At 69.8% G+C, this 25,610-nt stretch carries 25 protein-coding genes, 1 tRNA gene and 1 pseudogene; 13 read left to right on the top strand and 14 right to left on the bottom strand.

From position 1 onward, the window contains the following. Positions 1-14: 14 nt before the first annotated feature. Together C4313_RS02825 and proC are read right to left on the bottom strand one after the other, a co-directional pair. Entirely contained in the window at positions 15-542 is a 528-nt protein-coding gene (locus C4313_RS02825) for a TIGR00725 family protein (RefSeq protein ID WP_352428360.1), read from the bottom strand. Further along, positions 517-1,371 (bottom strand): pyrroline-5-carboxylate reductase, encoded by an 855-nt coding sequence (gene proC, locus C4313_RS02830; protein WP_352428361.1) that lies wholly within the window; start codon positions 1,369-1,371, stop codon positions 517-519. Before proC ends, C4313_RS02825 begins: the two co-directional genes overlap by 26 nt. A gap of 161 nt (positions 1,372-1,532) precedes the next feature. Between proC and C4313_RS02835 the strand changes: the two genes are divergently transcribed. Beyond that, the gene (locus C4313_RS02835) at positions 1,533-2,474 is read left to right on the top strand and encodes a hypothetical protein (protein WP_352428362.1); all 942 of its coding nucleotides are present in this window, start codon (positions 1,533-1,535) and stop codon (positions 2,472-2,474) included. 10 nt (positions 2,475-2,484) lie between these two features. Here C4313_RS02835 and C4313_RS02840 read toward each other — a convergent pair whose 3' ends face one another. The 6 genes from C4313_RS02840 to C4313_RS02865 form a co-directional block, all read right to left on the bottom strand. Beyond that, on the bottom strand, positions 2,485-3,249 hold the full coding sequence (locus tag C4313_RS02840) for a response regulator transcription factor (RefSeq protein WP_352428363.1): 765 nt from the start codon (positions 3,247-3,249) through the stop codon (positions 2,485-2,487). 1 nt (position 3,250) lies between these two features. Beyond that, positions 3,251-3,496: a hypothetical protein gene (locus C4313_RS02845; RefSeq protein WP_352428364.1), complete on the bottom strand. Its 246-nt coding sequence runs from the start codon at positions 3,494-3,496 to the stop codon at positions 3,251-3,253. A 17-nt stretch (positions 3,497-3,513) separates the two neighbouring features. Beyond that, positions 3,514-4,011 (bottom strand): FHA domain-containing protein, encoded by a 498-nt coding sequence (locus C4313_RS02850; protein WP_352428365.1) that lies wholly within the window; start codon positions 4,009-4,011, stop codon positions 3,514-3,516. Continuing rightward, positions 4,008-5,498 (bottom strand): DnaJ domain-containing protein, encoded by a 1,491-nt coding sequence (locus C4313_RS02855; RefSeq protein WP_352428366.1) that lies wholly within the window; start codon positions 5,496-5,498, stop codon positions 4,008-4,010. The genes C4313_RS02850 and C4313_RS02855 overlap by 4 nt, the downstream gene beginning before the upstream one ends. Then, positions 5,495-6,283, bottom strand: coding sequence for a PP2C family protein-serine/threonine phosphatase (locus C4313_RS02860; protein ID WP_352428367.1), 789 nt, complete (start codon positions 6,281-6,283; stop codon positions 5,495-5,497). Before C4313_RS02860 ends, C4313_RS02855 begins: the two co-directional genes overlap by 4 nt. Before the next feature lie 138 nt (positions 6,284-6,421). Beyond that, complete coding sequence (locus C4313_RS02865) at positions 6,422-8,284, bottom strand: outer membrane protein assembly factor BamB family protein (protein ID WP_352428368.1); 1,863 nt, start codon at positions 8,282-8,284, stop codon at positions 6,422-6,424. Positions 8,285-8,428: 144 nt separating this feature from the next. Between C4313_RS02865 and C4313_RS02870 the strand changes: the two genes are divergently transcribed. From C4313_RS02870 to hisB, 4 genes are all read left to right on the top strand, one after another. Continuing rightward, positions 8,429-10,417, top strand: a complete 1,989-nt coding sequence (locus tag C4313_RS02870; RefSeq protein ID WP_352428369.1) for a helicase-associated domain-containing protein — start codon at positions 8,429-8,431, stop codon at positions 10,415-10,417. Between the two features lie 115 nt (positions 10,418-10,532). Further along, positions 10,533-11,552: an ATP phosphoribosyltransferase gene (hisG, locus tag C4313_RS02875; RefSeq protein ID WP_352428370.1), complete on the top strand. Its 1,020-nt coding sequence runs from the start codon at positions 10,533-10,535 to the stop codon at positions 11,550-11,552. 37 nt (positions 11,553-11,589) lie between these two features. After that, a complete protein-coding gene (gene hisC / locus C4313_RS02880; RefSeq protein ID WP_352428371.1) occupies positions 11,590-12,708 on the top strand; it encodes a histidinol-phosphate transaminase in 1,119 nt (372 codons plus the stop codon). Further along, entirely contained in the window at positions 12,695-13,285 is a 591-nt protein-coding gene (gene hisB / locus C4313_RS02885) for an imidazoleglycerol-phosphate dehydratase HisB (protein WP_352428372.1), read from the top strand. Before hisC ends, hisB begins: the two co-directional genes overlap by 14 nt. Positions 13,286-13,311: 26 nt before the next feature. Here hisB and C4313_RS02890 read toward each other — a convergent pair whose 3' ends face one another. From C4313_RS02890 to pdxS, 6 genes are all read right to left on the bottom strand, one after another. Further along, the gene (locus C4313_RS02890) at positions 13,312-13,947 is read right to left on the bottom strand and encodes a LysE family translocator (protein WP_352428373.1); all 636 of its coding nucleotides are present in this window, start codon (positions 13,945-13,947) and stop codon (positions 13,312-13,314) included. A gap of 49 nt (positions 13,948-13,996) precedes the next feature. Beyond that, positions 13,997-15,487: a type I glutamate--ammonia ligase gene (glnA, locus tag C4313_RS02895; protein ID WP_503012442.1), complete on the bottom strand. Its 1,491-nt coding sequence runs from the start codon at positions 15,485-15,487 to the stop codon at positions 13,997-13,999. Between the two features lie 193 nt (positions 15,488-15,680). After that, positions 15,681-15,772, bottom strand: a tRNA-Ser gene (locus tag C4313_RS02900). A gap of 13 nt (positions 15,773-15,785) precedes the next feature. Beyond that, positions 15,786-16,577: a hypothetical protein gene (locus C4313_RS02905; protein WP_352428374.1), complete on the bottom strand. Its 792-nt coding sequence runs from the start codon at positions 16,575-16,577 to the stop codon at positions 15,786-15,788. A 38-nt stretch (positions 16,578-16,615) separates the two neighbouring features. Next, the gene (pdxT, locus tag C4313_RS02910; RefSeq protein ID WP_352428375.1) at positions 16,616-17,209 is read right to left on the bottom strand and encodes a pyridoxal 5'-phosphate synthase glutaminase subunit PdxT; all 594 of its coding nucleotides are present in this window, start codon (positions 17,207-17,209) and stop codon (positions 16,616-16,618) included. A gap of 28 nt (positions 17,210-17,237) precedes the next feature. Further along, on the bottom strand, positions 17,238-18,137 hold the full coding sequence (gene pdxS / locus C4313_RS02915) for a pyridoxal 5'-phosphate synthase lyase subunit PdxS (RefSeq protein WP_352428376.1): 900 nt from the start codon (positions 18,135-18,137) through the stop codon (positions 17,238-17,240). A gap of 202 nt (positions 18,138-18,339) precedes the next feature. Between pdxS and C4313_RS02920 the strand changes: the two genes are divergently transcribed. From C4313_RS02920 to C4313_RS02955, 8 genes and pseudogenes are all read left to right on the top strand, one after another. Beyond that, entirely contained in the window at positions 18,340-18,693 is a 354-nt protein-coding gene (locus tag C4313_RS02920) for an Asp23/Gls24 family envelope stress response protein (protein ID WP_352428377.1), read from the top strand. 24 nt (positions 18,694-18,717) lie between these two features. Beyond that, positions 18,718-20,403, top strand: a complete 1,686-nt coding sequence (locus C4313_RS02925; protein ID WP_352428378.1) for a DAK2 domain-containing protein — start codon at positions 18,718-18,720, stop codon at positions 20,401-20,403. A gap of 43 nt (positions 20,404-20,446) precedes the next feature. Then, positions 20,447-21,283, top strand: coding sequence for a DegV family protein (locus C4313_RS02930; RefSeq protein WP_352428379.1), 837 nt, complete (start codon positions 20,447-20,449; stop codon positions 21,281-21,283). A 149-nt stretch (positions 21,284-21,432) separates the two neighbouring features. Then, positions 21,433-22,140 carry a TIGR01906 family membrane protein gene (locus C4313_RS02935; protein WP_352428380.1) on the top strand — a complete coding sequence of 236 codons (708 nt, stop codon included), beginning with the start codon at positions 21,433-21,435 and terminating at the stop codon, positions 22,138-22,140. A 10-nt stretch (positions 22,141-22,150) separates the two neighbouring features. Next, positions 22,151-23,122, top strand: coding sequence for a UDP-glucuronic acid decarboxylase family protein (locus tag C4313_RS02940; protein ID WP_352428381.1), 972 nt, complete (start codon positions 22,151-22,153; stop codon positions 23,120-23,122). A 25-nt stretch (positions 23,123-23,147) separates the two neighbouring features. Then, the gene (locus C4313_RS02945) at positions 23,148-24,749 is read left to right on the top strand and encodes an O-antigen ligase family protein (protein WP_352428382.1); all 1,602 of its coding nucleotides are present in this window, start codon (positions 23,148-23,150) and stop codon (positions 24,747-24,749) included. Then, a complete protein-coding gene (locus C4313_RS02950) occupies positions 24,671-25,132 on the top strand; it encodes a GtrA family protein (protein ID WP_352428383.1) in 462 nt (153 codons plus the stop codon). The genes C4313_RS02945 and C4313_RS02950 overlap by 79 nt, the downstream gene beginning before the upstream one ends. A gap of 70 nt (positions 25,133-25,202) precedes the next feature. After that, positions 25,203-25,397, top strand: a pseudogene (locus tag C4313_RS02955) (SelT/SelW/SelH family protein); the annotation flags it as partial. Positions 25,398-25,610 lie beyond the last annotated feature (213 nt).

Genomic DNA, 25,610 nt, shown 5'->3' on the forward strand with positions numbered 1-25,610 from the left:
CGGCGCGTCCCCCGTTACGGACCGGCGGCGGGCCTCCCCCGGCGGACGGCCTCCGCCTGGGCCAGCGCGCGGGCGACCGCTTCCTCGGGGGTGGCGGCCGTCTCCAGCGGCACCGACACGCCGGGGCGGTGCACCGACCAGGTGCCCAACCCGATCACCGGGATTCCCCATTTCAGGGCTAGGGCGATCTCCGAAAGGGTCCCGAACTCCCCGCCGATGGCGATCACGGCGTGGGCGGCCCGCACCACCAGGGCGTTGCGGACCTCCCCCAAGCCGGTGGGGAGGGGGAGGCGGACGTAGGGGTTGGCCTCCCGGTGATCGATGCCCGGCAGGATCCCCACTGTCCACCCGCCAGCCTCCACGGCCCCTCGACAGACGGCCTCCATCACGCCGCCGCGGCCGCCGCAGATCACCACCGCCCCGGCCTCGGCCAGGCCCCGTCCCACCCGATGGGCCCATTCCGCTTCCTGGGGCGTGGCCTCGCTGCTCCCCACCACAGCGATCAACAGGGGCGGGTCAGCGCTCCAGCCGTTCCACCTCATCGGCCGCTCCCCGTCCCAACTGGCGGGATCGCACATAGGCGGCCCAGATCGCCCGGGAGATCACCGTGCGGAATCCCCCTTTCTCCAGATGATAGAGGGCCTCCGCCGTCGTCCCCCCGGGGGAGGTGACCTGGTTGCGCAGCGCCGCCAGGTGCAGGCCCGACTGCCGGGCGTAAAGGGCGGAGCCGATGACGTTCTGGTAGACCAGTTGTTCGGCCACCCGGCGGGAGAAGCCGAGGTGGACCCCGGCGTCCACCATGGCTTCCATGAACAGGAACACGTAGGCCGGCCCGGTGCCGGTCAGGGCGGTCGCCATATCCAGGTAGCGCTCGTCGTCGACGTAGACCTCCTCGCCCATGGCCCGCATGAGCATCACGGCCTGCTCCCGCTGGCGGGGGGTGACCTCCTCCGTGGCGGTCCAGACGGTGACCCCCTGGCCGATCTGGGCCGGGGTGTTGGGCATCGCCCGGATGATGGCCGGCACCCCGAGGCCCTCCCGCAGGGTAGCGATGCGCACGCCGGCGGCGATGGAGAAGATGAGGGCTCCCGGGCGGATGTGCCCGCGCAATTCGGGCAACACGCGGGGGATCACCTGCGGCTTCACCGAGAGGACGACGATTTCGGCCTCCTCCGCCGCCTCAGGGTTCGACGTGGTGGCCCGCACGCCGTAGCGGCCCGCCAGTTCCTGCCCGCGCTCGGGGCGGGGCCCGCTGGCGATGATCTCCGCAGGGTCGATCAGGTTGTCCCGTAAGAGGCCGCGGATCATGGCCTCTGCCATCACGCCGCTGCCGATGAAGGCGATCCGCGGCAGACGGTGATCAACGGACATCTGCCCCTCCTTCCAGATGCTTCGCGCCCCGATCTGGCTCCCCTTATGGGAGTAGAGTATAAAAAGCTCGGGGAACCGCGGCAAGAGCCCGCGCCCGTGGGGCATAGGATGCGCGTATCATCCGTCCGATCGCCGACAGGGACCTTCGCCAAGGAGGAGGGATGGGATCGAAGGGGTGGTGGCGCGGGGGGCTGATTTTGGGGCTGCTAGCCCTGACGAGTGGGTGCGCGTCGCGGGCGGTGCCGACGTCATGGCCCCCTCCCTTCGCGGAGATTCCCTTCCAGTCCCTGTGGGAGGAAGCCTTCGCCGCCGCGTGGGCAGGCTGGGCGCCCCAGGCCCGCGCCTGCGGGGAGGCCGGCGCCGCGGCAGCGGCCTGCTGGCAGGCCCTGCGGCCCACCCTGTCCGAGCGGGTTGGGGAGGCGGCCGCGCAGCGGAAGGAAGCGCGGGGGATCACCGCGCCGTATGTGGCCAGCATCCTGGAAGGATGGGCCCAGCGCCCTGAGCAGGCCGCCGGGCTGCTGGTCCTGGCGATGGCGGGATCCCCGCCCGGGGAGCGCCGGGAGCGGCTGCGGGCGGCCTTCGAGACCCTTCCCCAGCGGTTCCAGCGGCTTGCCCTCTCGCCGCGCACCCGGGTCCGGCCCCTTTCCCATCCCGGGGCGGGGGCGCCGCCCGAGCGCTGGGCTCAGTATTATCTCTCCCAAGAGTGGGGCCTGCTGCGGGCTGCGGTGGCGGTGTGGCGTCCTCCCCTCGAAGAGGAGATCGGGTGCGCCGATCTCATCAGCGGCGAGTCCCTGTGCCCGTTGCTGGCCCAGGTGCGTCCCCCTTCCGCGGATGTGGCCTTCGACCGCCGGCTGGAGGAACTGTTCCGGGGGGCCTTCGATGATGCGGACGCCTTCGCCCGCTCCGAGCGGTTCCTGCAAACGGATCCAGCGGCGGTGCGGGCGGCGCTGGCCGGCATGGTCCGGGAGGCCCAGGAGGCCCTCGCCTCCCACGAGGGAGCAGCGGCCCGGGAGCGCCTGGCGGGGAAAGGACGGGGCGCGGCGGACCTGGAGGCTGCCTGGGATCAGGTGGAGGCACGGCTGTTCGGGCCGGCCGGGCAGTGACGAACAGCCCTCATCCGCCGGCGGCGGCCCGCTTGAGGCGTTCCAGTTCGTTGCCCCGGAAATCTACGAAGCGGTAGCCGACGCCCCGCTCCGTCAGAATGTAGCGAGGGCGCGAGGGGTCCGGCTCGATCTTCTGGCGGAGGTAGTTGATGTAGAGGCGCAGGTAGTGGGTCTCCTCCCGGTATTCGTAGCCCCACACCTTGGCCAGCAGGCTCTCGTGGGGCATGGTCTTGCCGGCGTTGTTCACCAGGTGATAGAGCAGCCGCCACTCGGTGGGCCGCAGTTTGATCTCCTTGTCCCCCGCGATGACCACCCGCCGGTTGAAATCGATGGTCAGGTAATCGTCGATGCGCACCACGCCCCCCACGGTGGCCGGGGTTTCCACCCGGCGCAGGACCGCTTTCACGCGGCTGACCAGTTCCCGGGGCGAGAAGGGCTTGGTCACGTAGTCGTCGGCTCCCAGTTCCAGCCCCCGCACCCGGTCCGCCTCGTCGCCCCGCACCGTGAGCATGATCACCGGGACGTTGCTGATCTCCCGGATCATGGCCAGGGTCTCGAACCCGTCCAGTTCGGGCATCATCACGTCCAGGATCACCAGATCCGGGAGCAGCTCTTTGATCTTCTCCAAAGCCTCCAGGCCGTTGGAGGCCTCGAAGACCTCAAAGCCCTCCAGTTCCAGGTTGAGGCGGACGAACTGGCGCACCCGCGCCTCGTCGTCCACCAGCAGGATCCTTCGCCGCTCGGGGACCTCCCCCCGGATCGGGCGCTGGGCCATCTCACCGCTCCCGCACGAAACTGATGATCTCCGCCTCCTCGCGGGTGCTCAGGACCTCCACGAAAGAGATCCGATGCCATGGGATGATCACCTGGACGGCCTCCGGGTCCAGGTAGTGGACCTCCTTCCCGTCCCGGAGGCGGATGTTGGTGCAGATCAGGACCTGGTCCTGGGGGTCTGGCAGCTGCTCCACCTCGGCCAGGATCGGGTCGGCGTTCACCAGATGGATAAGCACCGTGTAGGCCATCGCCGCACCTCCCCTCTTTATGCGAATCCGACCCGGATGGGGATCTGCCCGAGGCGCAGCTCATCGCCCTCTTTCAGGATATGAGGGGAGTAGGGGGCAAGCCGGAGGCCATTGAGATACGTCCCGTTGGTGCTGCCCAGGTCCTCCACGTAGAAGCCTTCCTCCTGGAAGAAGATGCGGGCGTGGCGTCGGGAAACCCCGCCCTCCAGCCCGCCGTCCGGCGTCAGGTCCACCTCGGGAAAGATCCCCCGACCCACATCCAGGCGCCCCAGCATCACGTCCTGGTCCGGCCGGATCACCACCCGGCGGCCGCTGGTCAGGATCTGCAGGACAAGGCTCTGGGGCGCCGCGGGGGCTGGGGGCTCCGGCCCCGTGGCGGCCTCGATGGGGAGGGCGGCTCCCTCCGGGAGGGGCTCTGTGCGCAGGGGGCCGCCGGTGAGCAGGTAGACGCCGCACTCCGGGCAGAAGAGCGCGCCGACCGGGTATTTCCGTCCGCACAACGGACATTGGATCATGCCTCTCCTCCCTTCGGCGGGGGCGGAAGCATGCGCATCCGCGTCCCGTATTTTAAGGCGAGTTGCCGGCTTCGAGGAACCGGCTGGCCACGGAGCAGTTGGGTGACGATCTCGAAGGCCTCCCGACCCAGTTCCCAGGCCCCCTGTTCAAGCAGGCGCGTCCCCAGTTGCTGGAGCCGCCGGGCGCCTTCCTCCCGCCGCCCAGCTTGGAGGGCAGCCCAGGCCTGGTCCTGCATGCGATACAGGACGACGCGGGATAGGGCCTCCCGCAGCGGGGCGGGCGGCGTCACCGTCAACGGCTCCTCCGGGAGGACGCTGGTCTGGAGGGCGCGCCGCAGGCGCTCCACCCGCGGGGGATCCCGCGTGAGGTAAATGTGGAGATCCAGCATGGCGATCTCCAGGAGGCCGGGCTCCAGCGGGGGGAGGGCGAACTCCATCAGGACCTGAAGGGGCGTGGCGCCGGGCATCGGCCCCAAATACCACCCGCCCTCCGCTCGGGGAGGGATGCGCAGGTCCGGCGCCACCTGATACAGGCCGGTGAGGAGGACCCTCTCGGCGGGCTCGAGGTCCATGCGGACCTCCTCGGCGAAGCGGTCCTGCAGGAGGGCCAGGTGTTCTAGGAAGCGGCGGCGGATCTCTTCGGGGGAGGCGATATAGCCGGAGATCCCGCCGCCCCGCGCGGCCAGTTCATCCAGCAGGACATCGTTCCAGTCCTCCCCGATGCCGAAGGCGCTGATCCCGATCCCGGCCGCCCGGGCCTGGTCGGCCAAGGCCAGGCATTGGGCCTCGTCTCCGTAGGTCCGGCCGTCGGTGAGGAGGATCAGGTGGGCGCGGGCGCCCGGGCGCTGGGCCCGCAGCAACTCGTTGAGGCCCGTCGCGAGCCCGTGGTAGATCTCCGTCCCCCCCTCCGCTGTCACGGCGTCCAGGCAGGCCCGCAGGCGGTGCCGCTCCGCGGGGGGGCTCATAGGCCAGATCACCTCGGCCCGATCGTGGAAGGCCACCACCCCCAGGCGATCCTCCGGCTCCAGGTGATCGGCCAGTTCCATCGCTGCCGCCTTCGCCTGTTCCAGGCGGGGCCCTTTCATCGAATTGCTTCGATCGATCACCAGGCACAGGTGCAGCGGCGGGCGCGGGCCCGCAGCCGGCCGGGCCGGCTGGAGGATGAGGAGGACGTAGAGGATCTGGGGGGCCGCCAGGGCGGGCAGGGCCGGGCGGCTGAGGAGCACCTCTGCCTGCACCAGGGCCTCGGGGCTCCCCCAGCGGGCCTCCCGGAGCCGATCGTATTCGGCCCGCCGCTCCGGGTCGCTGAGCACCGTGTAGGCTTCGTGGACCAGGCGGAAGAGCATGGCGGTGCCGGCCCCTGGAAGGACATCGGGGTGCACCTTCCGGACGATCGCCCGGTAGGCCTTTTTGATCTCCTCCAGGCTGGCCGAAGGAGGGACGCCCAGGATCGCGTAGTAATCGGGGAAGGCTTCGTCGGGTCTCATCGCCCCACCAGGATCACCGAGATGTTGTCGTGGCCGCCGGCCTCGTTGGCCAGACGGACCAAGCGCTGGCAGGCCTCCTGCGGGGAGGTGCTTCCCCACACCGTCTGCAGGATCTGTTCTTCAGAGATCTCCCCCCACAGGCCGTCGGTGCACAGCAACAGCCAGGCATCCGGGGGAAGGGCGATGCGGCGGTAGCTGGGGTGCAGACGCCCGGTGTGCCCCAGGGCCTGGTAAAGGACGTTGCGGGGGATGCCGGCCGCCTGCTCCTCGCTCAATTCCTGGAGAGAGATCATGCGCTGGACCAGCGAGTGATCCTCCGTCAGCCGTTCCAGATGGTCCGGCCAGACCAGGTAAGCCCGGCTGTCCCCCACATGGATCAGGTGGACGCTCTCCCCAAGGACCAGGGCGCAGACCACGGTGGTCCCCCCGCCGGGGACCGCCTGTAGGATCTGGGTGTTGGCGGCCTGAAGGGCTTCCTCCAAGAGTTCCTTGATCGGGTGGTCAGGTCCTCGGCCGGCGAGGTGCGGGATCAGGAGCCGGGCGCTCAGGAAGCGGGCGATCTCCCGGACAGCCAGGTCGCTGGCCTGCTCGCCGCCGCGATGGCCGCCCATCCCGTCGGCCACCACGAACAGCCCCAGCGGCATCCGCTCCCCGATCCCCTCGTAGGTCGTATACAGGATCAGGAGGGCGTCCTCATTGTGGGGACGGACCAAGCCCGGATCCGTCGCCCAGCCGAAGCGGAGGCCCGCCCCGGCCGGCTGCGCCGGGAGCGGGGGCAGCGGCATGGTCCCGCCCGGAGGGGCTTCCGGGGAAGGCGGAGGGGACGCCGGAGTCGGGGTGGGGGGCGGCGGTGGCGATGCCGGCTCCGGGGCGGCTTTCGCCCGCTTCAGGAAGCGCCGCAGCCATTTCATGCGATCCTCGCCTCATGAGAGATCTAGGGCATACACGCGGCGGTCCATGGAGGTCACATAGAGCATTCCTTCCGCCACCTCAGGCGCCGAGACGATAGGGCCTTCTGTCGGGAAGGACCAGAGGGCGGTCCCGCTGCGGCGGTCGATGGCGTAGAGGCAGCCATCGGTGGCTCCCACCAGGACCTGGCCGCCCAGCACACTGGGAGGGGCGTTCACCTGGCCGCCGGTCTGGAAGCGCCAGGCCGGGTTCCCGGTTCGCGCGTTCAGGGCATAGAGGGCGCCGTCCGCTGAGCCCACGTAGATGATGCCGTCGGCCACGACGGGGGAAGAGAGGACGGGCCTCCCGGTTCGGAAGCGCCAGATCGCCCATCCGGTGCGGGGATCGAGGGCATAGACGTGCCAGTCCCACGACCCCACCACCACCATCTCGTCATCGATCCATGGGGAGGCGGTGACCCCCCGGCGGGCGGTGAACTGCCAGCGGAGGTTCCCCCGCAGGTCCAGGGCGTAGACCCCGCCGTCCTCGGTGCCCACCACCAGGGTCTCCCCATGGAAGCCGGCCGAGGACCGGATGGGGGCAGCCAGGTTCATCCGCCAGACCACCCGGCCGCTCTCGAGGTCCACGGCGTAGAAGAAGCCATCGTCGGCGCCGAAGAAGGCCAGCCCGGCGGCGATGCGGGGGGTGGTATAGATCGGCCCGCCCACCTCCAGCGACCACAGGGGCCGGCCGTCGGCGATGCGGAGGGCATACAGGCGGCGATCGGTGGAACCCACCAGAACCCGATCGCCGGCCACCGCGGCCGCCCCCCCGATCCCGCCGCCGGTGGCGAACTTCCAAAGCAGACGCCCATCGGCCCCGTCCAGCGCGTAGAGGTTGTGGTCGTAGGCCGTCACGAACAGGACCCCCGCGGCCCAAACCGGGCGGGAGCGGATCTCGTCCTCGCAGGCGAAGGTCCATTTCACCCGGTAGCGAGGCCGCCCGGCCCCCTCGGCCCGCGGGGCGGGCCGGCCGCCAGCCGCCGTCATCCCCATCGCCGCCATCAGGGCCTGCTTCATCTCCAGGGCCGACTGGAACCGCCGGTCCGGGTCGTATTCCAGGGCCCGCATGATCACCTGGGCCAGGGCCTCGGGGACGGCGGGGTTGGCCCGCCGGATCGGGCGCTCGTGGAAGGAGAAGGGGGGCTCCAGGCGCGGATCCTGGCGGGTGAGCAAGTGGTGCAGCGTCGCCCCCAGGGCGTAGATGTCCGTGCGGGGATCGGCTACCCCTCGGTATTGCTCCGGGGGGCTGTAGCCCTCCGTTCCCACCATCGTCCCTCGCTGGCCGCCCTGGAACAACTTGGCGATCCCGAAGTCGACCAGGAAGACCCGCCCCTGGGCATCGACCATGATGTTGGAGGGCTTGAGATCCCGGAAGATGATCGGCGGGTTGTGGGAATGCAGATAGTGCAGCACATCGCAGATCTGGAGGGCCCAGCCGACCACCTCCTCTACCGGCAGCATCCCCCCGGTTTGCTGGAGAAGGGATTCCAGATCTTGGCCTGGGATATACTCCATGATGAGGTAACTGCGCTCTCCCTCGATGAAGTAGTCGAAGATCTTGGGGATGGCCGGGTGGCTCAGGGTGGCCAGGAGGGCCGCTTCCCGCTCGAAGCTCTGCTGAGCCAGGGCCCGCATGCGGGGGTCGGCGATGTGGCTGATCATCTCCTTGACCGCGCACAGCCGCCGCACCTGGGCGAACCGCAGGTCCAGGGCCAGATACACGGTGCTCATCCCACCGGTGCCGAGCACCCGCTCGATGCGGTAGCGGCCCTGCAGGATCTCCCCGGGCTTGAGGAGGGAGGGCCTCTGCATCGGGTCCAGTTTCCGGGTTTCCATATCGGGCGTCCCTTCCCGGGCCTCCGGAGGACCGGGGATCGGTTCAAGGATTCCGACAACAATATCGCCCAGGTTCGATGGTTCAGACCATGACTTTGGTCACCGTCCCAGGCCCGGAGGCTCCGGGGCGGTGGGGGGAATAGGATGCGGTTATTGGAAGTGCTCTCCCAGTATGAGCCGGCGTTGCTGGCCCGCCTGCTGGATCCGCGGGACCGCGGGGCGGGAGCCCCTTCCGGGGAAGGGGACCTCCTCCGTCGGCTGGCGGATCCGGATCGGCTCCGGGCCCTCTGGCCCCAGTTGCCTCCGGAATCCCGTGAGGTCCTCCGCTGGCTGCGTCAGGCCGGAGGTCGTATGCCGGCCTTCCTCCTGGGGATTTTATATGAAATCCGGCGGGCCGACCCAGCGGCCCCGGCCTTTGAGGAAGTGGGCATCCGCCTGGCAGCCGCCGGCCTGGTGTATTGGCGCTACCCCGGCCGGCGCGTCCGCTCTTTCCTCCCCCAGGGGGAGGCCGTCCTCCCGGAGGAGGTGGCGGCGGCGTTGCCCCCGCTAGAATCCATTGACGGGCTTCGATGGATCCCGGCCTCCCCCCAACGGCTGGCGCGGGACCTGGGCCGGTATGGCCGGTTCCTCCGGCGGCATCCCGGGATCGCCTTGACCCGAGAGGGCCGCCTGCCGGTCCGCTGGGTCCGCCAACTGGGCCGCTGGCTGGGAGGGGCCGCCGCTGGGCCGGATGGGGCCTACATCGTCTTCCTCCACCGGATCCTGGAGCGCATGGGGGTGATCCGGACCCAGGGGGCGGCGCTGGTGGTGGAGCCGCTGCATCCGTTCTGGGAGCAGCCGCCGGCCGAGCGGGCATGGGCCGCCTTCCAGGCGTGGAGGGGAGAAGCCGTCCTGGAGGCGGCGGAGAATCCCCTTTCCCGGGAGGCCCTTCGGGCGGGCATCGAAGCGGCGCTCCGGCAGTGGGAGCCGGGGGCTTGGATCCCGCTCCCGGCGCTGCTGGTGGCGGCGTGGCCCCACGGGCCGGAGCGCCTCCCGGATCCCCTCTCGCCGGCCGGACGGGAGCAGGCCGAGGCGTTCCGGCGTTGGCTGATCGAGGAGACCCTGTGGCCGCTGCACTGGCTGGGGGTCCTGGATCTCGGGCTGTGGGAGGGCCAGTGGGAGGCGGTGCGCTTGACGCCCTTCGGGGCTTGGGCCCTGGGGGTGGGGGCGCCGGTGGCCTTCCCCGAGGAGAACGGCCGGCTGGTGGTGCAGCCGGATTTTCGGATCTTGGCCTTTGAGCCGTTGCCCGAGGCCACCCGGGCTGCCCTGGAGGCCTTTGCCGATCCTGTCCCCGGCGACACCGTCTCTATCTATCTGCTCTCCCGCGAAAGCGTGTATCGGGGGCTCCAGGAGGGCTGGGAGGTCCCCCGGATCCTGGAGTTCCTGGAGGGGCTCAGCGGGGAGCCCCTGCCGCCCAACGTCCGTCGTTCGCTGGAGGATTGGCATCGTCGGTTCCGCCAGATCCGGATTTACCCGCGGGTCACCCTGGTGCGCACCGCTGGGGAGGCCTTGCCCCCGGGGGAAGGCCTCCGGCCCCTGGGGGAGACCATGGGATGGACCTGGGAGGGAGCCGAGACCCTCCGGGCGCGGTGGCGCATGCGGGGGATCCGCCCGTGGGTGACTGGGTTCCGGCCCGAGGATCTGCGTCATCAGGTCGTGGCCGACGCCTCGGGACGGCTGCGCTGGACGGGGCCCTTCCCCCATCCCGGGGTGGCCCATCTGCTGGCGCCCTTCGCCGAGCCGACCCCGGAGGGGTTCCAAATCACACGGGACTCCCTGCGAGCGGGGCAGGCGGCCGGTCTGAGCCTCTCGGAGATCCTACAGCGCTTGCAGCACGTGCACCGCGGGCCGCTGCCGGTCGGCCTGGTGGCCCGGTTGCTGGCATGGAGCGAGCCGCGGCTCCGGGCCCGGTGGGAGCCGGTGATCCTGCTGCGCATGGAGCGCACGGAACTTCTGGAGGCCCTGGCGCAGGAGCCGGAACTGGCCCCCTGGGTCCGCCTGCTGGATGCCCACACCCTGATGGTGCGGGCTGACCATGCCCCGGCCCTGAAGGCATGGCTGGAGGCCATGGGGATCTCGGTGGAGGAAGTGTAAGGACCTCCTGCGGTGGCCCCTTGTCCTCCGGATGGGAGCGGGACCCCTCCGCCGCCTCCTGGGGCCGGGGGCGTGTAAAATGGTCCACCGATCGGGCATGCGGGAGGCATCGGTGATGGACCGAGGGGAGATCCGGATCGCGTTGCCCAGCAAGGGCCGCCTGGAGGAGCCGACCCTGGAGTTCCTGGCCGCCTGTGGCCTGCGGGTGGAGAAGCCGAACCCCCGCCAGTATATGGCCCGCATCCCCGCCCTGCCGGGGGTGGTGGTGCTCTTCCAGCGGGCCGGCGACATCCCCTTGAGCGTGCGGGACGGCGGGGTGGACTTCGGCATCACCGGATACGATGTGGCGCTGGAGCGGGTGGACGAGGATCCCCGCGTGGTCCTCCTCCACGAGGCCCTCAACTACGGCCACTGCGATCTGGTCCTGGCGGTCCCCGAGGCCTGGCCGGTGGAGACGGTGGACGAACTGGCCGAACTGGCCCGGGCCCGCGCCCGGGAGGGCCGTCCCCTGCGCATCGCCACCCGGTTCGTCCACCTGGTGGGCCGCTTCCTCCAGGAGCGCGGCTTCCCCGAGGTGCACCTGGTGATCTCGGAAGGGACCCTGGAGGTGGCCCCCAGCATCGGCTATGCCGACCTCATCGCCGATCTGACCACCACCGGGACCACCCTGCACGACAACCGGCTGCGGCCCCTGCGGGACGGCGTGATCCTGCACGCCCAGGCTTGCCTCATCGCCAACCGCTCCGCGCTGCAGGACCGCCCGGAGGTCCTGGAGGTGGCCCAGCAACTGGTGGAGCTCTTTGAGGCCCATCTGCGGGCCGAGGGCCACTACATGCTCTTCGCCAACATACGCGGGGAGTCGGCCGAGGCCATCGCTGCCCGCCTCTTCGCCCAAACCGAACTGGGCGGCCTCCAGGGCCCGACCATCTCCCGGGTCTACGTCCGGGAGGGGGACCCCGGCTGGTTCGCCATCCACATCATCGTGCGCAAGGACCGCCTGGGCGAGGCCATTCGGCAGTTGCGGACCGTGGGCGGGAGCGGTGTGGTCGTGGCCCCGGTGACATATATCTTCGAGGAAGAGCCCCCGCGTTGGCGTCGCGTGCTGGAGCGGCTGTCGGCGGACGCGGCGGGCTGACCGACGCCCGCCAGGGGATCGGCGGCAGGAGGGTGGGATGGCAGAGCGGGATTTCGTGGAACGATGGATCCGCCCGGATCTCCGGGACATGCTGGCGTACAGCATGTCGACCTCCCCGGAGGCCTTGGCAGCGGCCTACGGCCTCTCCCCGGACCGGCTGATCCGGCTCCACGCCAATGAGAACGTCTACGGGCCGTCGCCCTGCGTGCGCGCCGCGCTGGAGGCGGGGAACTGGGCAGGGTATCCCGACCCCCAGGGGCGGGCCCTGCGGCGCGCCCTGGCCGATTACACCGGCCGCCCACCGGAAGAGATCGCCCTGGGCAACGGTGCTGACGATGTGATCGATCTGCTGGCCCGGCTCCTGGTGGGGCCGGGGCGGACGGCCCTCATCGTGGAGCCCACGTTCGAGATGTATGCCCTTTCGGTCCGCTGGCACGGGGGGCGGGTGGCCGTCCTCGAGCGGGAGGCCGATTTCCGGGTCCCATGGCCGGGCCTCCAGGAGGCGGCCCGTCGTCTGCAGCCGGCGGCCATCTTCCTGGCCTCTCCCAACAACCCGGACGGCGCCCTGCTCCCTGAGGAGGTCCTGCGGGGCCTGTTGGAGGATGGGTGGATGGTCGTGGTAGACGAGGCCTATTACGAGTTCGCGGGCCACACCTTCGCCGGGTGGCTGGATCGCTATCCGAACCTGGCGGTGGTGCGGACCTTCAGCAAATGGGCGGGGCTGGCCGCCCTGCGCCTGGGCTATGCCCTGATGCATCCCGTGTTGGTCCGGGCTTACGACCAGATCCGCCCGCCGTTCCATGTGAACCTGGCCGCCCAACTGGCGGCCCTGGCCTCCCTGGAGGATCGGACGGCGCTGCTGGAGAACGTCGCCCGTCTAGTGGCCGAGCGGGAACGGCTCTATCGGGCCCTGCAGGCCTTCCCCTTCCTGCAGCCGCTTCCCAGCCGCACCAACTTCCTCCTGTGCCGGGTGGTCGGGCTGGACGCCCACCGCCTGTGGGAGGGGCTGTTGCGTCGGGGGATCCTGGTCCGACGCTACCACGCGCCGCGGTTGCGGGATTGCCTGCGCATCTCCGTGGGGCGGCCGGAGCACACCGAGGCCCTGCTGCACGCCCTGTCCGAAGCTGCCGAGGAGGTCGGCGATGGGCGCGCGTGAGGCCCGCTGCTACCGGCGCACCGCCGAGACCGAGGTCCAGGTCTTCCTGCGGCTGGACGGGCGGGGGGAGGCCCGGGTGGAGACCGGGATCGGCTTTCTGGACCACATGCTGCGCCACCTGGCCGTCCACGGCCTGTTCGACCTGGAGGTCCAGGCGCGGGGAGATCTGGAGGTGGATCCACACCACACGGTGGAAGACGTGGCCATCGTGTTGGGGCAGGCTCTGGATCAGGCGTTGGGGGATCGCCGGGGGATCGTGCGGATGGGGCACGCGTGGGTGCCGATGGATGAGGCCCTGGCCTTCGTGGCGGTGGATCTTTCCGGGCGGCCTTATGCGGTGCTGGACCTGACCTTCACCGGGCCCACGGTGGGGACTTTGCCGGTCTCGCTCCTCCCTCATTTCCTGGAGACCCTCGCCGTCCACGCCCGGATGAACGTGCATGCCCGGCTGCTCTCCGGCCGGGACGACCACCATCGGGCGGAAGCCCTCTTCAAGGCCCTGGGCCGGGCCCTGGATGTGGCCACCCAACGGGATCCCCGGCGCTGCGATATCCCTTCCACCAAGGGGACTTTGTGAGGCTTCCGCCTGGGGAAGCGTGGGCTTCAGGCCAGGGGCGGCAGCAGCCCGACGAGGCGCAGACCGCTCCATCCCCCCATTCCCAGCAGCGCGAGGCCGCACAGGGCGGTCAGGGCCCGCAGGAGGGTCGGAGGCAGTTGCTGCAGCCCGCGGGCGACGACCAGACCCAGGATCCCCACCCACAGCAGGCTGCCGGCCAGGAAGCCGCCGTAAAACACCGCCACCGCTGTGGGGGTCACCTGGGGGAGGCCCAGCCGGAGCATCGTGGTGGCAATGGCGGCGAACCAGAGGAGGACCATCGGGTTGGTCAGGGTGATGGCCAGCCCGGTGAAGAAGAGGCGGGAGGGGACGCCGTCGGGGTGGAGAGAGACAGACCCTCCCCGCCACGCGTCGCGTATGGTATGGATCCCCAGCGCCACCAGAAGGAAGGCGCCCAGGGCCGAGAGCAGGGTCCCCAGAGCTGGCCAGCGGACGAGGACAGTGGCCGCTCCCCCCAGGCCCAGAGTGAAGTAGGTGAGATCCCCGGCCACCGTGCCCAGGCCGGTAAGGAGAGCGCCCCTCCACCCTTGGCGCAGCCCGGCCCGCAGGATGGCCAGGTTCCCGGGCCCCAGGGGGATGGAGAGGGAGAGGCTCAGGAGCAAACCCCGCCAGAAGATGGCCATCGGCCGTGCGCCTCCGAGAAGGATCTCCAGGAGGAACCCCCCACCCGGCTTACGCGCTGTAGTAGAGATAAAACTCATAAGGGTGCGGCCGAAGGCGGATGGCGTCTACCTCCTTCCGCTTCAACGCGATCCACGTTTCGATGACGTCGGGGGTGAAAACGCCCCCCCTGAGGAGGAACTCATGGTCCCGCTCCAGGGCCCGCAGGGCCTCCTCCAGGGACCCGGGCACTTGCCGGATCTGCCGGGCCTTCTCCGGCGGCAGTTCGTAGAGATCCTCGTCCACGGGATCCCCGGGGTCGATACGGTTCTGGATGCCGTCCAGCCCGGCCATCAGGATGGCGGCGAAGGCCAGGTAGGGGTTGGCCGAGGGATCGGGGCAGCGATACTCGATGCGCTTGGCCTTCGGGGAATCCGAATACATCGGGATGCGGATGCCGGCGCTGCGGTTGCGCCGGGAGTAGACCAGGTTCACCGGCGCCTCGTAACCGGGCACCAGCCGCCGATAGGAGTTGGTGGTGGGGGCGCAGAAGGCCAGCAGCGCCGGCGTGTGGTAGAGGATCCCGCCGATATAATAGCGAGCCAGTTCCGAGAGGCCGGCGTAGCCCCGCTGATCCCAGAACAGGTTGCGCCCCTCCTTCCAGAGGCTCTGGTGCACATGCATCCCCGAGCCGTTGTCCCCGAAGAGGGGCTTGGGCATGAAGGTGGCCGTCTTGCCGTGGGCGCGGGCCACGTTCTTGATGATGTATTTATACATCATCACCTGATCGGCCATGCGGGTGAGGGTCTTGAAGCGCATGTCGATCTCGCACTGGCCGCCGGTGGCCACCTCGTGGTGGTGGGCCTCCACCTCGATGCCGGCCTGTATCAGCCGCAACACGATCTCCGAGCGGAGGTCCTGCAGCGAGTCGGCGGGAGGCACCGGGAAGTAGCCCTCCTTCCAGCGGGGGCGGTGGCCCAGGTTCGGCCGGCCCTCGTCCCGGCCGCTGTTCCAGATGCCCTCCTCGGCGTCAATGAAATAGAACCCGTAGTGGGCTGCCTGGTCGAAGCGGATGCTATCGAAAATGAAGAACTCCACCTCCGGGCCCCAGTAACTGACCTCGGCGATCCCGCTCTGCTTCAGGTAGGCCTCCGCCTTCTGGGCGATGTAACGAGGGTCCCGGGTGTAGGGCTCGCGGGTCACCGGGTCGTAGACGTTGGCGATCAGGCTGAGGGTGGGGACTTCACACACCGGGTCCACCACCGCCGTGGTGGGGTCAGGGATCAGGATCATGTCGCTCTCGTCGATGGATTGGAAGCCCTGGATGCTGGACCCGTCGAAGCCCAGCCCCTCGGTGAAGACGTCCTCGGTCAATTCCGTGATGGGGATACTGAAGTGCTGCCAGGTGCCCAGCAGATCCACGAACTTCAGGTCCACGATGACCACGCCCTGGGCGCGGGCGTATTCCAGGACGTCCTTCGGTTTGGTCAGCGGCTTGGGGGCTTTGCCGTCGGCGTTCGCCAGCACCTCTTGGGCGATCTGCGCGATGCGCTGCCGGTCCATCGTCCCCTCCCAGGCCATCGATTTGGCCCCAATTGTAAGGAGGTTCACGAAGACCGGATACGGGCGGGGCGCCCAAAATCCAAAGGCAGAATGTTGTGCATGATGCACAAAAACCCCCTGTTCGGGGGCCCTCCCGGGGTCTAACGGAACGCACCGGCCCGGGGACGGCACCTTGTCCCCGGGCCGGTGGATGTGGCGGAGGGGGTGGGATTCGAACCCACGAGGAGCGAACACGCCCCTACGCGCTCTCCAGGCGCGCGCCTTCGTCCACTCGGCCACCCCTCCGGGCCCATGGAGATTATACACTGGGGTAGGCCCGGCTGCGGCCTTGGGCGATGCGCGGGAACTCGAGGGCTGGCCGGGCGGGGAGGACCGTCTCGACCTCCTCCCCGGCCCAGAGGGCCGGGAGGGCGACCCAGCGCACCATCCGCCACACCATGAAGGCGGGCTGCAGGCCGAGGGCCCGCAGGGCCTCCTGGATCTCTGGGTGCTCCCAGCGGGTCAGGACGTAGACCGGCTGTCGCCAACGAGGGCCCAGGTCGGCCAGGGTGTGGGCCAGATCCCAAAGGGGGCTCCCAGCGGCGTTCCGGATCTCCTCGATCCAGGCCCCCCGCGCCCCCCGATGGAGGGCCCACGCGGAGGCCCGAGGCCGCTCCTGGCCCCGCCCGATGTGGCGGAAGGCCTCGGCCACCACCTCGGCCGGGCCGGACCAGACGGTATAGCGCCGCACCCGGCGGAAGCCCATCTGGCGCAGGAGGGCGGGACGAAGGTCCTCCGCTGCCACCTCGGCCACCAATCGGGTGATCCCCTGGGCGGCCGCCCACCCCGCTATGGCTTCGATGATCTCCGCCCAAGGCCGGAAGGCCTCCGCATCGACCGCGGCGGGGGCCGGCGCCATGAACAGCAGCCGGGCTTCCCCCTCCCGGGGAGGCCAGGTGACCTGGAGGAACCGGTGGCCAGGGCCATCGGCCAGCGTGAGGACCGGGCTCAGGTCGGGGAAGAACAGGGCCACCGTAGCCGCCTCCATCGGCCGGAAACGGCTCACCCGTGCCGTCCGCTCGTCCAGGTAGAGGCCCGCGCGGGCGGCCATCAGAAACCGATGGCCGTCCTTCCACCGTAGGGGGCGGATCATGGACCAGAAGCCTGGCGGACCAGTTCGAGGAAATATCGGTGGAAGCGGAGATCCTCCGTGAGTTCCGGATGGAAGGCGGTGGCCAAGAGGCCGCCCTGCTGGGCGGCGACGATCGTCCCGTCCTCCAGCCGGGCCAGGACCTCCACCCCGGGCCCGACCGCCTCGATCAGCGGGGCCCGGATGAACACCCCATGGAAGGGGCGGGGGTCCCCCACCCGGGCCAGGGCCGGGACCTCCAGATCGACCTCAAAACTGTCGATCTGGCGGCCGAAGGCGTTGCGGCGCACCCGGATGTCCATCCGGCCTAGGGTGGGCTGGGGGCGGCCGACGTCTTTGGCCAGGAAGATCATGCCCGCGCATGTCCCCCAGATCGGCCTCCCCGCCGCGGCCATGCGGCGCAGCGGCTCCAACAGCCCGTAGCGCTCGGCCAGGGCCCCGATGGTCGTGCTCTCCCCGCCCGGGATGATCAGGCCCTCGATCCCCTCCAGATGCTGGGGCAGGCGGACGTCCACCGCCTCCACGCCCAGCCGGCGGAGCGCATGGAGGTGTTCCAGATAATCCCCTTGCAGACCCAGGACGCCGATCCGCACCGGAGCCTCCCTCCTTCGAGATGGATCCTCACCAGCCCCGCAGGGCGAGGCGCTGGGCTTCGGTCAACTGGCGCACATCGATCCCATACATGGGCTCGCCCAGGTTCCGGCTGACCATGGCCAGGATCTCCGGCTCCTGCCAGTAGGTGACCGCCTCCACGATGGCCCGCGCCCGCTGGTAGGGCTTCTCGCTCTTGAAGATCCCGCTGCCCACGAAGACCCCGTCCATCCCCAGCCACATCATCAGGGCGGCGTCGGCGGGGGTGGCGATCCCGCCGGCGGCGAACAGGACCACCGGCAGCCGCCCCAGGCGTTTGGTCTCCAGGACCCGTTCGTAGGGCGCGCCGATCTCTTTGGAGAAAGCCACCAGTTCCTCGTCGGCCATCATCTGGACACGACGGATGGCGCCGATGATGGCCCGGGCGTGACGCACCGCCTCGACCACGTTGCCGGTCCCTGCCTCGCCCTTAGAGCGGATCATCGCGGCGCCCTCGGCGATGCGGCGCAGGGCCTCCCCCAGATCCCGCGCCCCACAAACGAAGGGCACTTTGAACTCCCATTTGTTGATATGATACTGCTCGTCGGCAGGGGTCAGGACCTCGGATTCGTCGATGAAGTCCACCCCAAGGGCCTCCAGGATGCGGGCTTCCATATAATGCCCGATCCGACATTTGGCCATGACCGGGATGGTCACCGCTTCCATGATCTCCAGGATCTTCTCGGGGTCCGCCATGCGGGCCACCCCGCCTTGGGCGCGGATGTCCGCCGGGACCCGCTCGAGGGCCATCACGGCCACCGCCCCGGCCTCTTCAGCGATCTGAGCCTGCTCGGCGTTGGTGACGTCCATGATCACGCCGCCCTTGAGCATCTGGGCCAGGCCCCGCTTCACCGTGATCGTCCCGTAGGTGCGTTGCGTCCCTGCCGTCATCGTAGCCTCCCTTCCCCTCCGGATCGCCTGTGCTTTTCATTTTAGCCCACCCGGCGGCCCGCGGCCGCTTTCTGGTTTATTTTAAACCCATCCGAGGGGAAAAGGCCCTCCGGCCCCTTTCCTCTTGCGGGATGGGTTAAGATAGAGTAAACAAGGGAGGGTTCGCAGAGGACCTCCTGGGGAGCCAGCGGGGTGGGCGTCGATGAAGGAACAGACAGAACGGGGGCGGATCGAGGTGCTGCCCTCGGCGATCGCGGCCGTGGTCGCCCAGGCCCTCTCCCAGTGCTACGGGGTGGTGGGCCTGGCGCCGCACACTATGGCGGACGCGGTGGCCAACTTCTTCGCGCCGGACGCCCGGCGCAGCATCGCCGTCCGTGAGCGCCCTGACGGGCTGGTGATCGATGTCCACCTCATCTTGGCCCATGGGGTGCGGCTGATCGCGGTGGCCCGCAGCGTCCAGCATGCGGTCAAATACCACGTGGAGCGGGTCGTGGGCCTGCCCGTGGCCGAGGTGAACGTCCACATCCGCGGCCTCCAGGCCCCGCCCGGGCCGTGAGGGCAGCGGCGGGGCAACGATCCGATGGTGGAGCGGGAGGAAAGCGCGGTGGAGGGGATGCGGCCTCAGCGGCCTGTTCTGCAAGCCGTGGATGGCCCGACGTTCAAAGGGATGGTCCGCGCGGCGTTGCTCTGGCTGCGCCGGCACCACGAGCAGGTGAATGCCATGAACGTCTTCCCGGTCCCGGACGGGGACACGGGGACGAACATGCTCTTGACGATGGAGGCGGCCTGGCGGGAGATCGCCGAGGCGCCGGAGGGGGAGGTCGGGGCGCTGCTGCAGCGGGTGGCCCGTGGGGCGCTGATGGGGGCCCGAGGGAACTCCGGTGTGATCCTCTCCCAGATCTGGCGGGGGATGGCCCAGGCCGTCGACCACCGCCCGACCATGGGCGCGGAGGACCTGGCCCTGGCCCTGCAGGAGGCCACGCGGACGGCCTATCGTGGGGTGATGAGGCCGGTGGAGGGGACCATCCTGACGGTGATCCGAGAGGCCAGCGAGGCGGCCGCTGAGGCGGCCCGGGCGGGCGGCGACTTCGTGGCGGTCCTCGAGCGGGCGGTGGCCCGGGCCCGGGAGGCCGTCCGGCGCACGCCGGACCTGTTGCCCATCCTGAAGGCGGCGGGGGTGGTGGATTCCGGGGGGCAGGGTCTCTGCCTCATCTTGGAAGGGATGTGGCGCTACCTGTGCGGGGAGCCCGTCGAGGCCGAGGCGGCAGTGGCCGCTGCAGAGCCGGTCGAGGGCCCGCGGGCCGCTGAGGCCCTGGAGCCCGGGGCGGCGGGCTACGGCTACGACGTCCAGTTCCTCCTGGTCGGCCGGAACCTAGACGTGGAGCGGATCCGCCGCGACCTGGAGGCGATGGGGGACAGCGTCCTGGTGGTGGGGGACGCTCACACGGTGAAGGTCCACCTGCATGTCCACGACCCGGGGCGCCCCCTCAGTTACGCGGTGCGCTGGGGGAGCCTGCGGGATGTGGTGGTGGAGGACATGCAGGCCCAATATGAGGCCTTCCTTGGGGAACGGTCCAGCAGCCCTGGCCCCTCTCCAAGGCCGCCCGGCTCGGTGGCAGTGCTGGCGGTCGTCCCCAGCGAGGGGTGGGCCCGTCTCTTCGAGAGCCTGGGCACGAGCGGAGTGATCCGGGGGGGTCCGACCATGAACCCCAGCACCGGGCAGTTCGTGGCCGCCCTGGAGGCGACCCTCACGGATGCGGTCATCGTGCTGCCGAACGACCCCAACGTGAGGCTGGCGGCGCAGCAGGCCGCCGATCTCGCCCCGGGGAAGCGGGTGGTGGTTCTGCCGGCCCACACGCTGCCGCAAGGGGTGGCGGCGATGGTGGCTTATCGGGCGGAGGCGGATCTGGAGGACAACCTCCGTTCCATGCAGGAGGCTATGGGCACGGTCCGGAGCGGCAAGATCACCCGGGCCACCCGCGCCGTTACCCTGGAGGGGGTGTCCGCCCGCCCGGGGCAATGGATCAGCCTGGTGGAAGACCACCTGGTGGCCGCCGGCGACGCAGTGGAGGAAGTGGTCCTGAGGACCTTGGAGGCGATGGGGGCGGCCTCGGCGGAGCTGTTGACGATCTATGTCGGGGAGGAGGCCGATCCGGATCAGACCACCCGCCTGGTCCAGGCGGTCCGCTCCCGATATCCGGATCAACAGGTGGAAGTGGTGGAGACCGGACAACCGTATTATCCCTATCTTTTGAGCGCGGAGTGAGGCGGAAGCCGATCCGTAGCCATCGGCGATGCGGGGGAGGACGATGCCCGTTCGGGTGCTCACGGACAGCGCGGCCATCCTGAGCGCGGAAGATCTGCCGCAGGACCTCTTGGTCCGCATCCCGCTCACCATCCGCGCGGACGGACTGACGTTCCGAGAGGGCGTCGACGCGGTGCCGCCGGAGGTCTGGCCGCCCACTGACCGCTCTTGTGGGTTCTCCGTCGAGCCGCCCTCCGAGGACGAACTGCAGGCCCTCTACCAGCATCTGGCGCCCACCACCTCGGCCATCCTGGCCGTTTTGCATTCCGGGAAGCTCTCCCCGTTGGTCGCCCGCGCCCGATCGGCGGCCGCGGCGGTGTTGGGCCGGTGTCCTGTGCACGTCATCGACACCCAGACCATGGGGATCGGGCAGGGCTGGGTGGTGGAGACCGCCCTCCGTCTGGCCGCCCGGGGCCAGCCTCCTCAGGAGATCGAACGCGCCCTGCGGGGCCGGATCCCTCACATCTACACGGTGTTCGTCACTGAGAGCCTGGAGGCCCTGGAGCGGAACCGGCTGCTCAGCAAGACCCAGCAGATCTTAGGGACCATGCTGGGGGTCCGGCCGTTTTTGATGATGGAGGATGGGGCGTTGCTTCCGCTGGAGAAGGCCCGCTCCCCCGAGAAGGCCCTGGACAAGCTCTTGGAGTTCGCCACCGAGTTCTCGGACGTGAAGCGGGCAGCCGTCCTCTACGGCCCCGCTCGATCCCCGCAAGAGGCCCAGGCCTTCGCCCGGCGGTTGCGGGAGGCCCTGCGGATGCCGGGGATCCCCGTTTACCCCTACGGGCCGTCGCTGGCGGCGTGGGTGGGGTTCGACGGGCTGGGGGTGGTGATCGAGGAATAAGCCGCCCCCGGCGGGCGGGCGCGGCCGACCTCCCATCGGATGGGGTGGAGCGGGAAGGGCTCGTCGTGGGGCCGATCTACAGGTGCTTCGGATACGGGAACCGAGGGGGACGGCGCCGGACATGGGAGGGAGGCCATTGGGAGGTGCCGATGCTGACCCGTGTCTTCTCCGCCTGGGTGATGGTGGCCCTGCCGGCGGTGCTGCTCCTGCTGAGCGTCCGGCTCCTGATGGGGGAGTGGTTCATCCGGCTGGAGTATGCGCGGCCGGACTTCCCGCCGGATGTGTATGGGATGAGCCCTGCGGAGCGGCTGGGGCTGGCCCTGACCGGGCTGCGTTCGGTCACCCAGCCCCCCGGGGCCAGCATCCTGCGGGAGGTCCGCTTCGCCGACGGCCGGCCGGCCTTCAACGAGCGGGAGATCCGCCATATGCAGGATGTTTACCTTCTGCAGGGCGCCGCCTTTCGAGGGGGCGCCCTTCTGGCCCCTGGCGTGGCCGGCGCCTGGCTGTGCCTATGGTTCCCTCCGCCCACCCGCCGCCTGGCCTGGCGCAGCCTGGAGCGGGGCGGGCTGCTGACCCTGGCCCTGATCTTGATCCTGGTGCTCGGCTTCGCGCTGTATTTCGACACGGCCTTCACCCTGTTCCATCGGATTTTCTTCGAAGGGGACACCTGGCTCTTCCTGCCCACGGATACCCTCATCCGGCTGTATCCGGAAAAGTTCTGGTTCGACGCGGCCATGTTCATCGGGGGGCTGACGGCCCTGCAGGCCCTCCTCCTGATCGCCCTGGCCCGGTGGCGGCTGCGGCTCCATCCCCCGGCGTCCCTGCCGGGCGCGCGCAAACCCTCGCTCCCCGGATGAGGAGAACCCCATGCGGATCCTGATCACCGGCGCGGCGGGCTTCATCGGATCCCATCTGTGCGATCGCTTCCTGGCCGAGGGCCATGAGGTCATCGGGGTGGACAACTTCCTGACCGGGACGCCGGACAACATCGCCCACCTGATGGACCACCCCCGCTTCCGATTCCTCCGCCACGACGTCACGCACTTCCTTTATGTGGAAGGGCCCCTGGACGCGGTGCTGCATTTCGCCTCCCCCGCCAGCCCGGTGGATTACCTGAGGTTCCCCATTCAGACCCTGAAGGTCGGTGCCCTGGGGACCCATAACACGCTGGGCCTGGCCCGGGTGAAGGGGGCGCGCTATATGCTGGCCTCCACCAGCGAGGTCTACGGCGATCCCCAGGTCCATCCCCAGCCGGAGACCTACTGGGGCCACGTGAACCCCATCGGACCCCGTGGGGTCTACGACGAGGCCAAACGGTTCGCCGAAGCCATGGTGATGGCCTACCATCGGGTCCACGGCCTCAGCACGCGGATCGTGCGCATCTTCAACACCTACGGCCCCCGCATGCGGCTGGACGACGGCCGGGTGGTGCCGAATTTCATCGGACAGGCCCTCCGCCGGGAGCCCCTGACGGTATACGGGGACGGCTCCCAGACCCGCAGTTTCTGCTACATTGACGACCTGGTGGAAGGGATCGTCCGCCTGTTGGAGGCGGAAGAGCACGAGCCGGTGAACCTGGGGAACCCCGAGGAGGTCAGCATCCGGACCTTCGCGGAGATCATCAACCGGCTGACGGGGAACCCGGCCGGGATCCGGTTCCTGCCCGATCGCCGCATCCCGGGAGATCCCCAGCGGCGCTGTCCGGACATCACTAAGGCCCGCCAGCGCCTGGGATGGGACCCGCAGATCCCGCTGGAGGAGGGCCTGCGGCGGACGATCCGGTGGTTCCAGGAGCGCCTGGCCGGGGCGGCGTCCGGTCCTGCGGCGACGGTGGCGTGAAGACCGCAGGGGTAAAGCGGCGACGATGCACGGGGCGCAGGGGATCGGGGATCGATGGGGACGGCTCGGGGGCAGCGGGCGGTGGGTCTTCCCCGCCGCGTGGGCCGCCCTGGCGGCCGTCCTGGGCTTCGGGATCGGACGGGCCCCGGAGACGGTCCTGGGCCTCGGGCTGGCCCTGACGGGGGCGGGGCTCCTCCTTCGGATCCCCGAAACAGGGCTCGGGCTGGCCCTGCTCACCGGACCCTTCGCCCCGCTGGAGAACGAGCGCTGGGCCCCCCCGGTAAACAGCGCCCAGATCTTCCTGGCCCTCTCCCTCCTCGCCGGGCTCTGGCGCGGGCTGGCCCGGCGGGAGGGACGGATCCCGGGCTGGGGATGGGCCTGGGCCTATGGGCTTTTCCTGGGCTATGCCTTCCTCACGCTGGCCTGGGCGCCGTCGTGGGAAGAGGGGCTGCCGGAGGGGATCAAGTGGGCCCAAGTGGGGCTGGTGGTGATCTTGGTCCTTGGCGCCCCCCGGCCGGTCCAGCGGTTCCTGCTGGGGATGGCCCTGCTCTCCGGCGCGGTGCAAGCGGGCATCGGGCTTTGGCAGGCGGTGCTGCGAGGCGCCGGCCCAGCCCCTTTCCGGCTCCCGGGGCTGTCCCTTTACCGGGCCTACGGGACCTTCCAGCAGCCCAACCCGTTCGGGGGGATGATGGGCCTGATCGCTCCGGTGGCCCTCGGGCTGGGGATCGGGATGCTGGGGTCCGCGAAGGGCTCCCGGTCGATGGGACGGTGGGGGGCGGCCGTAGGGGCGCTGGCCGTGGGGGGGCTGGCCGGGGCCGGGCTGCTGGCCTCGGGATCGCGGGGGGCTTGGTTGGGGGCCGCTGGAGCGGGGGCAGTGCTGGTTCTTCTGCTGCCCCGGCGGGGTCGGGCAGGGCTGGCCGTTGGGGCCGCGCTCGGGCTGGCGGTCGGGCTGCTGGGGGGCAGCGGGTGGATTCCCCCTGTCGTTCAGGCTCGCCTCGCGGGGGTCCTCGAGGAACTTCGGGTCGCCGATGTGCGGGGCGTGGAAGTCAACGAGGCGAACTTCGCGATCATCGAGCGGCTGGCCCACTGGCAGGCGGCGGTGGAGATGATCCGGGCGCAACCGTGGTTCGGCGTGGGCCTCGGGAACTACGCGGTCGTCTACCCGCGCTACGCCCTGATCCGCTGGCCCCATCCGCTGGGCCATGCCCACAACAGCTACCTGAACATGGCTGCAGAGACCGGGCTGGCCGGCCTTTCGCTCTATCTTCTCTTCTGGGCCGTCGTGGGGGTGCGGACCTGGCGGGCGTGGCAGGGGAGCGCGGGCTGGCGGCGGGGCCTGGCGGCGGGGCTGATGGCGGCCTGGGCCCATTTGCACATCCACAATCTCTTCGATAATCTTTACGTGGCCAACCTGCCCCTGTTCCTGGCTCTTTACGGGGCGTGGGTGGAGATCCTGATCAACGAGAGGGAAAGCCCTTCGCCGCCGGACCCAGGTCCTTCGCATGGGAGGGAGGATCCTCCGTCGCTGCACGACCGAGGAGGCACGCCGTGGAAAGAAGGCTTCTGCTTCGCCCCGTCGTCGGCGAATGGTATCGCGCCTATCGCAAAGAGGCGGTCCGGTTCCTGAAGTTCTGCGTCGTCGGCGCGATCGGGTTTATCGTCGACACCGGGCTCTTGAACGCACTGGTCTTCCTCGCCGGTTTCCTTCCGGTGGCGGCCAAAGCCTGCTCCTTCGTGGCCGCGGTGTTGAACAACTTCCTGTGGAACCGCTATTGGACCTATCCGGAGTCCCGTTCCAAGCCCCTCGGGCAGCAGATCTCCCAGTTCTTCGTGATCAACACCATGGGCCTCGGGATCAACTTGGCGGTGTTCGGGACGGCCTCGGGGTGGTTGATCCCGCGCCTGGGGATGAAGTGGGGGGTCAACGCCGCTCAGGTGGTGGCGGTGGGCGTGGCCCTGTTCTGGAACTTCACCGCCAACCGCCTGTGGACGTATGGCGATGTTCCATAAGACCCATCTCCAGGAGGGCGCCATGTGGCGGGTGGAGATTGAGTATTGTGCGGTCTGAGGGTATCTCCCGCGCGCGGTCAGGTTGACCGAGGAACTACTGAAGGAGTTCGAGGCGCACATCGCCTCCTGGACCCTCATCCCGTCCAGCGGGGGGGTCTTTGAGGTCCGGGTGAACGGAGAACTGGTCTTCTCCAAGAAGCAGCAGGGGCGCCACGCCGAGGTGGAGGAGATCCGCCAGGCCCTGGCAGCCCGGCTCCCTCGCTAAAGCCCACCGGGCCCGTGTTCCCTCGGACCCACCCCGGGGGGCGCAGTGTCGCTGCGCCCCCTTCCACCCCCCGGCCGGGCGAGGCGCAGGATCTGGGCCGCCCACTCCCGGACCCGACGGGCGGTGGGGCTCTCGGGCTCGATGTCCTGGATCGGCCGACCGTTCCGTGGCGCATCGTCATCCCTTTCACCTTGCGAGGCGAAACGGATGACC

The sequence above is a fragment of the Thermoflexus sp. genome, assembly GCF_040289485.1.
Taxonomy (GTDB): Bacteria; Chloroflexota; Anaerolineae; order Thermoflexales; family Thermoflexaceae; genus Thermoflexus.

Excerpts from the sequence above, each read along its gene's own strand:
- C4313_RS02825 (WP_352428360.1), bottom strand. The coding sequence starts at position 542 with ATGAGGTGGAACGGCTGGAGCGCTGACCCGCCCCTGTTGATCGCTGTG.
- proC (WP_352428361.1), bottom strand. The coding sequence starts at position 1,371 with ATGTCCGTTGATCACCGTCTGCCGCGGATCGCCTTCATCGGCAGCGGC.
- C4313_RS02835 (WP_352428362.1), top strand. The coding sequence starts at position 1,533 with ATGGGATCGAAGGGGTGGTGGCGCGGGGGGCTGATTTTGGGGCTGCTA.
- C4313_RS02840 (WP_352428363.1), bottom strand. The coding sequence starts at position 3,249 with ATGGCCCAGCGCCCGATCCGGGGGGAGGTCCCCGAGCGGCGAAGGATC.
- C4313_RS02845 (WP_352428364.1), bottom strand. The coding sequence starts at position 3,496 with ATGGCCTACACGGTGCTTATCCATCTGGTGAACGCCGACCCGATCCTG.
- C4313_RS02850 (WP_352428365.1), bottom strand. The coding sequence starts at position 4,011 with ATGATCCAATGTCCGTTGTGCGGACGGAAATACCCGGTCGGCGCGCTC.
- C4313_RS02855 (WP_352428366.1), bottom strand. The coding sequence starts at position 5,498 with ATGAGACCCGACGAAGCCTTCCCCGATTACTACGCGATCCTGGGCGTC.
- C4313_RS02860 (WP_352428367.1), bottom strand. The coding sequence starts at position 6,283 with ATGCCGCTGCCCCCGCTCCCGGCGCAGCCGGCCGGGGCGGGCCTCCGC.
- C4313_RS02865 (WP_352428368.1), bottom strand. The coding sequence starts at position 8,284 with ATGGAAACCCGGAAACTGGACCCGATGCAGAGGCCCTCCCTCCTCAAG.
- C4313_RS02870 (WP_352428369.1), top strand. The coding sequence starts at position 8,429 with ATGCGGTTATTGGAAGTGCTCTCCCAGTATGAGCCGGCGTTGCTGGCC.
- hisG (WP_352428370.1), top strand. The coding sequence starts at position 10,533 with ATGGACCGAGGGGAGATCCGGATCGCGTTGCCCAGCAAGGGCCGCCTG.
- hisC (WP_352428371.1), top strand. The coding sequence starts at position 11,590 with ATGGCAGAGCGGGATTTCGTGGAACGATGGATCCGCCCGGATCTCCGG.
- hisB (WP_352428372.1), top strand. The coding sequence starts at position 12,695 with ATGGGCGCGCGTGAGGCCCGCTGCTACCGGCGCACCGCCGAGACCGAG.
- C4313_RS02890 (WP_352428373.1), bottom strand. The coding sequence starts at position 13,947 with ATGGCCATCTTCTGGCGGGGTTTGCTCCTGAGCCTCTCCCTCTCCATC.
- glnA (WP_503012442.1), bottom strand. The coding sequence starts at position 15,487 with ATGGACCGGCAGCGCATCGCGCAGATCGCCCAAGAGGTGCTGGCGAAC.
- C4313_RS02905 (WP_352428374.1), bottom strand. The coding sequence starts at position 16,577 with ATGGCCGCCCGCGCGGGCCTCTACCTGGACGAGCGGACGGCACGGGTG.
- pdxS (WP_352428376.1), bottom strand. The coding sequence starts at position 18,137 with ATGACGGCAGGGACGCAACGCACCTACGGGACGATCACGGTGAAGCGG.
- C4313_RS02920 (WP_352428377.1), top strand. The coding sequence starts at position 18,340 with ATGAAGGAACAGACAGAACGGGGGCGGATCGAGGTGCTGCCCTCGGCG.
- C4313_RS02925 (WP_352428378.1), top strand. The coding sequence starts at position 18,718 with ATGGTGGAGCGGGAGGAAAGCGCGGTGGAGGGGATGCGGCCTCAGCGG.
- C4313_RS02930 (WP_352428379.1), top strand. The coding sequence starts at position 20,447 with ATGCCCGTTCGGGTGCTCACGGACAGCGCGGCCATCCTGAGCGCGGAA.
- C4313_RS02935 (WP_352428380.1), top strand. The coding sequence starts at position 21,433 with ATGCTGACCCGTGTCTTCTCCGCCTGGGTGATGGTGGCCCTGCCGGCG.
- C4313_RS02940 (WP_352428381.1), top strand. The coding sequence starts at position 22,151 with ATGCGGATCCTGATCACCGGCGCGGCGGGCTTCATCGGATCCCATCTG.
- C4313_RS02945 (WP_352428382.1), top strand. The coding sequence starts at position 23,148 with ATGCACGGGGCGCAGGGGATCGGGGATCGATGGGGACGGCTCGGGGGC.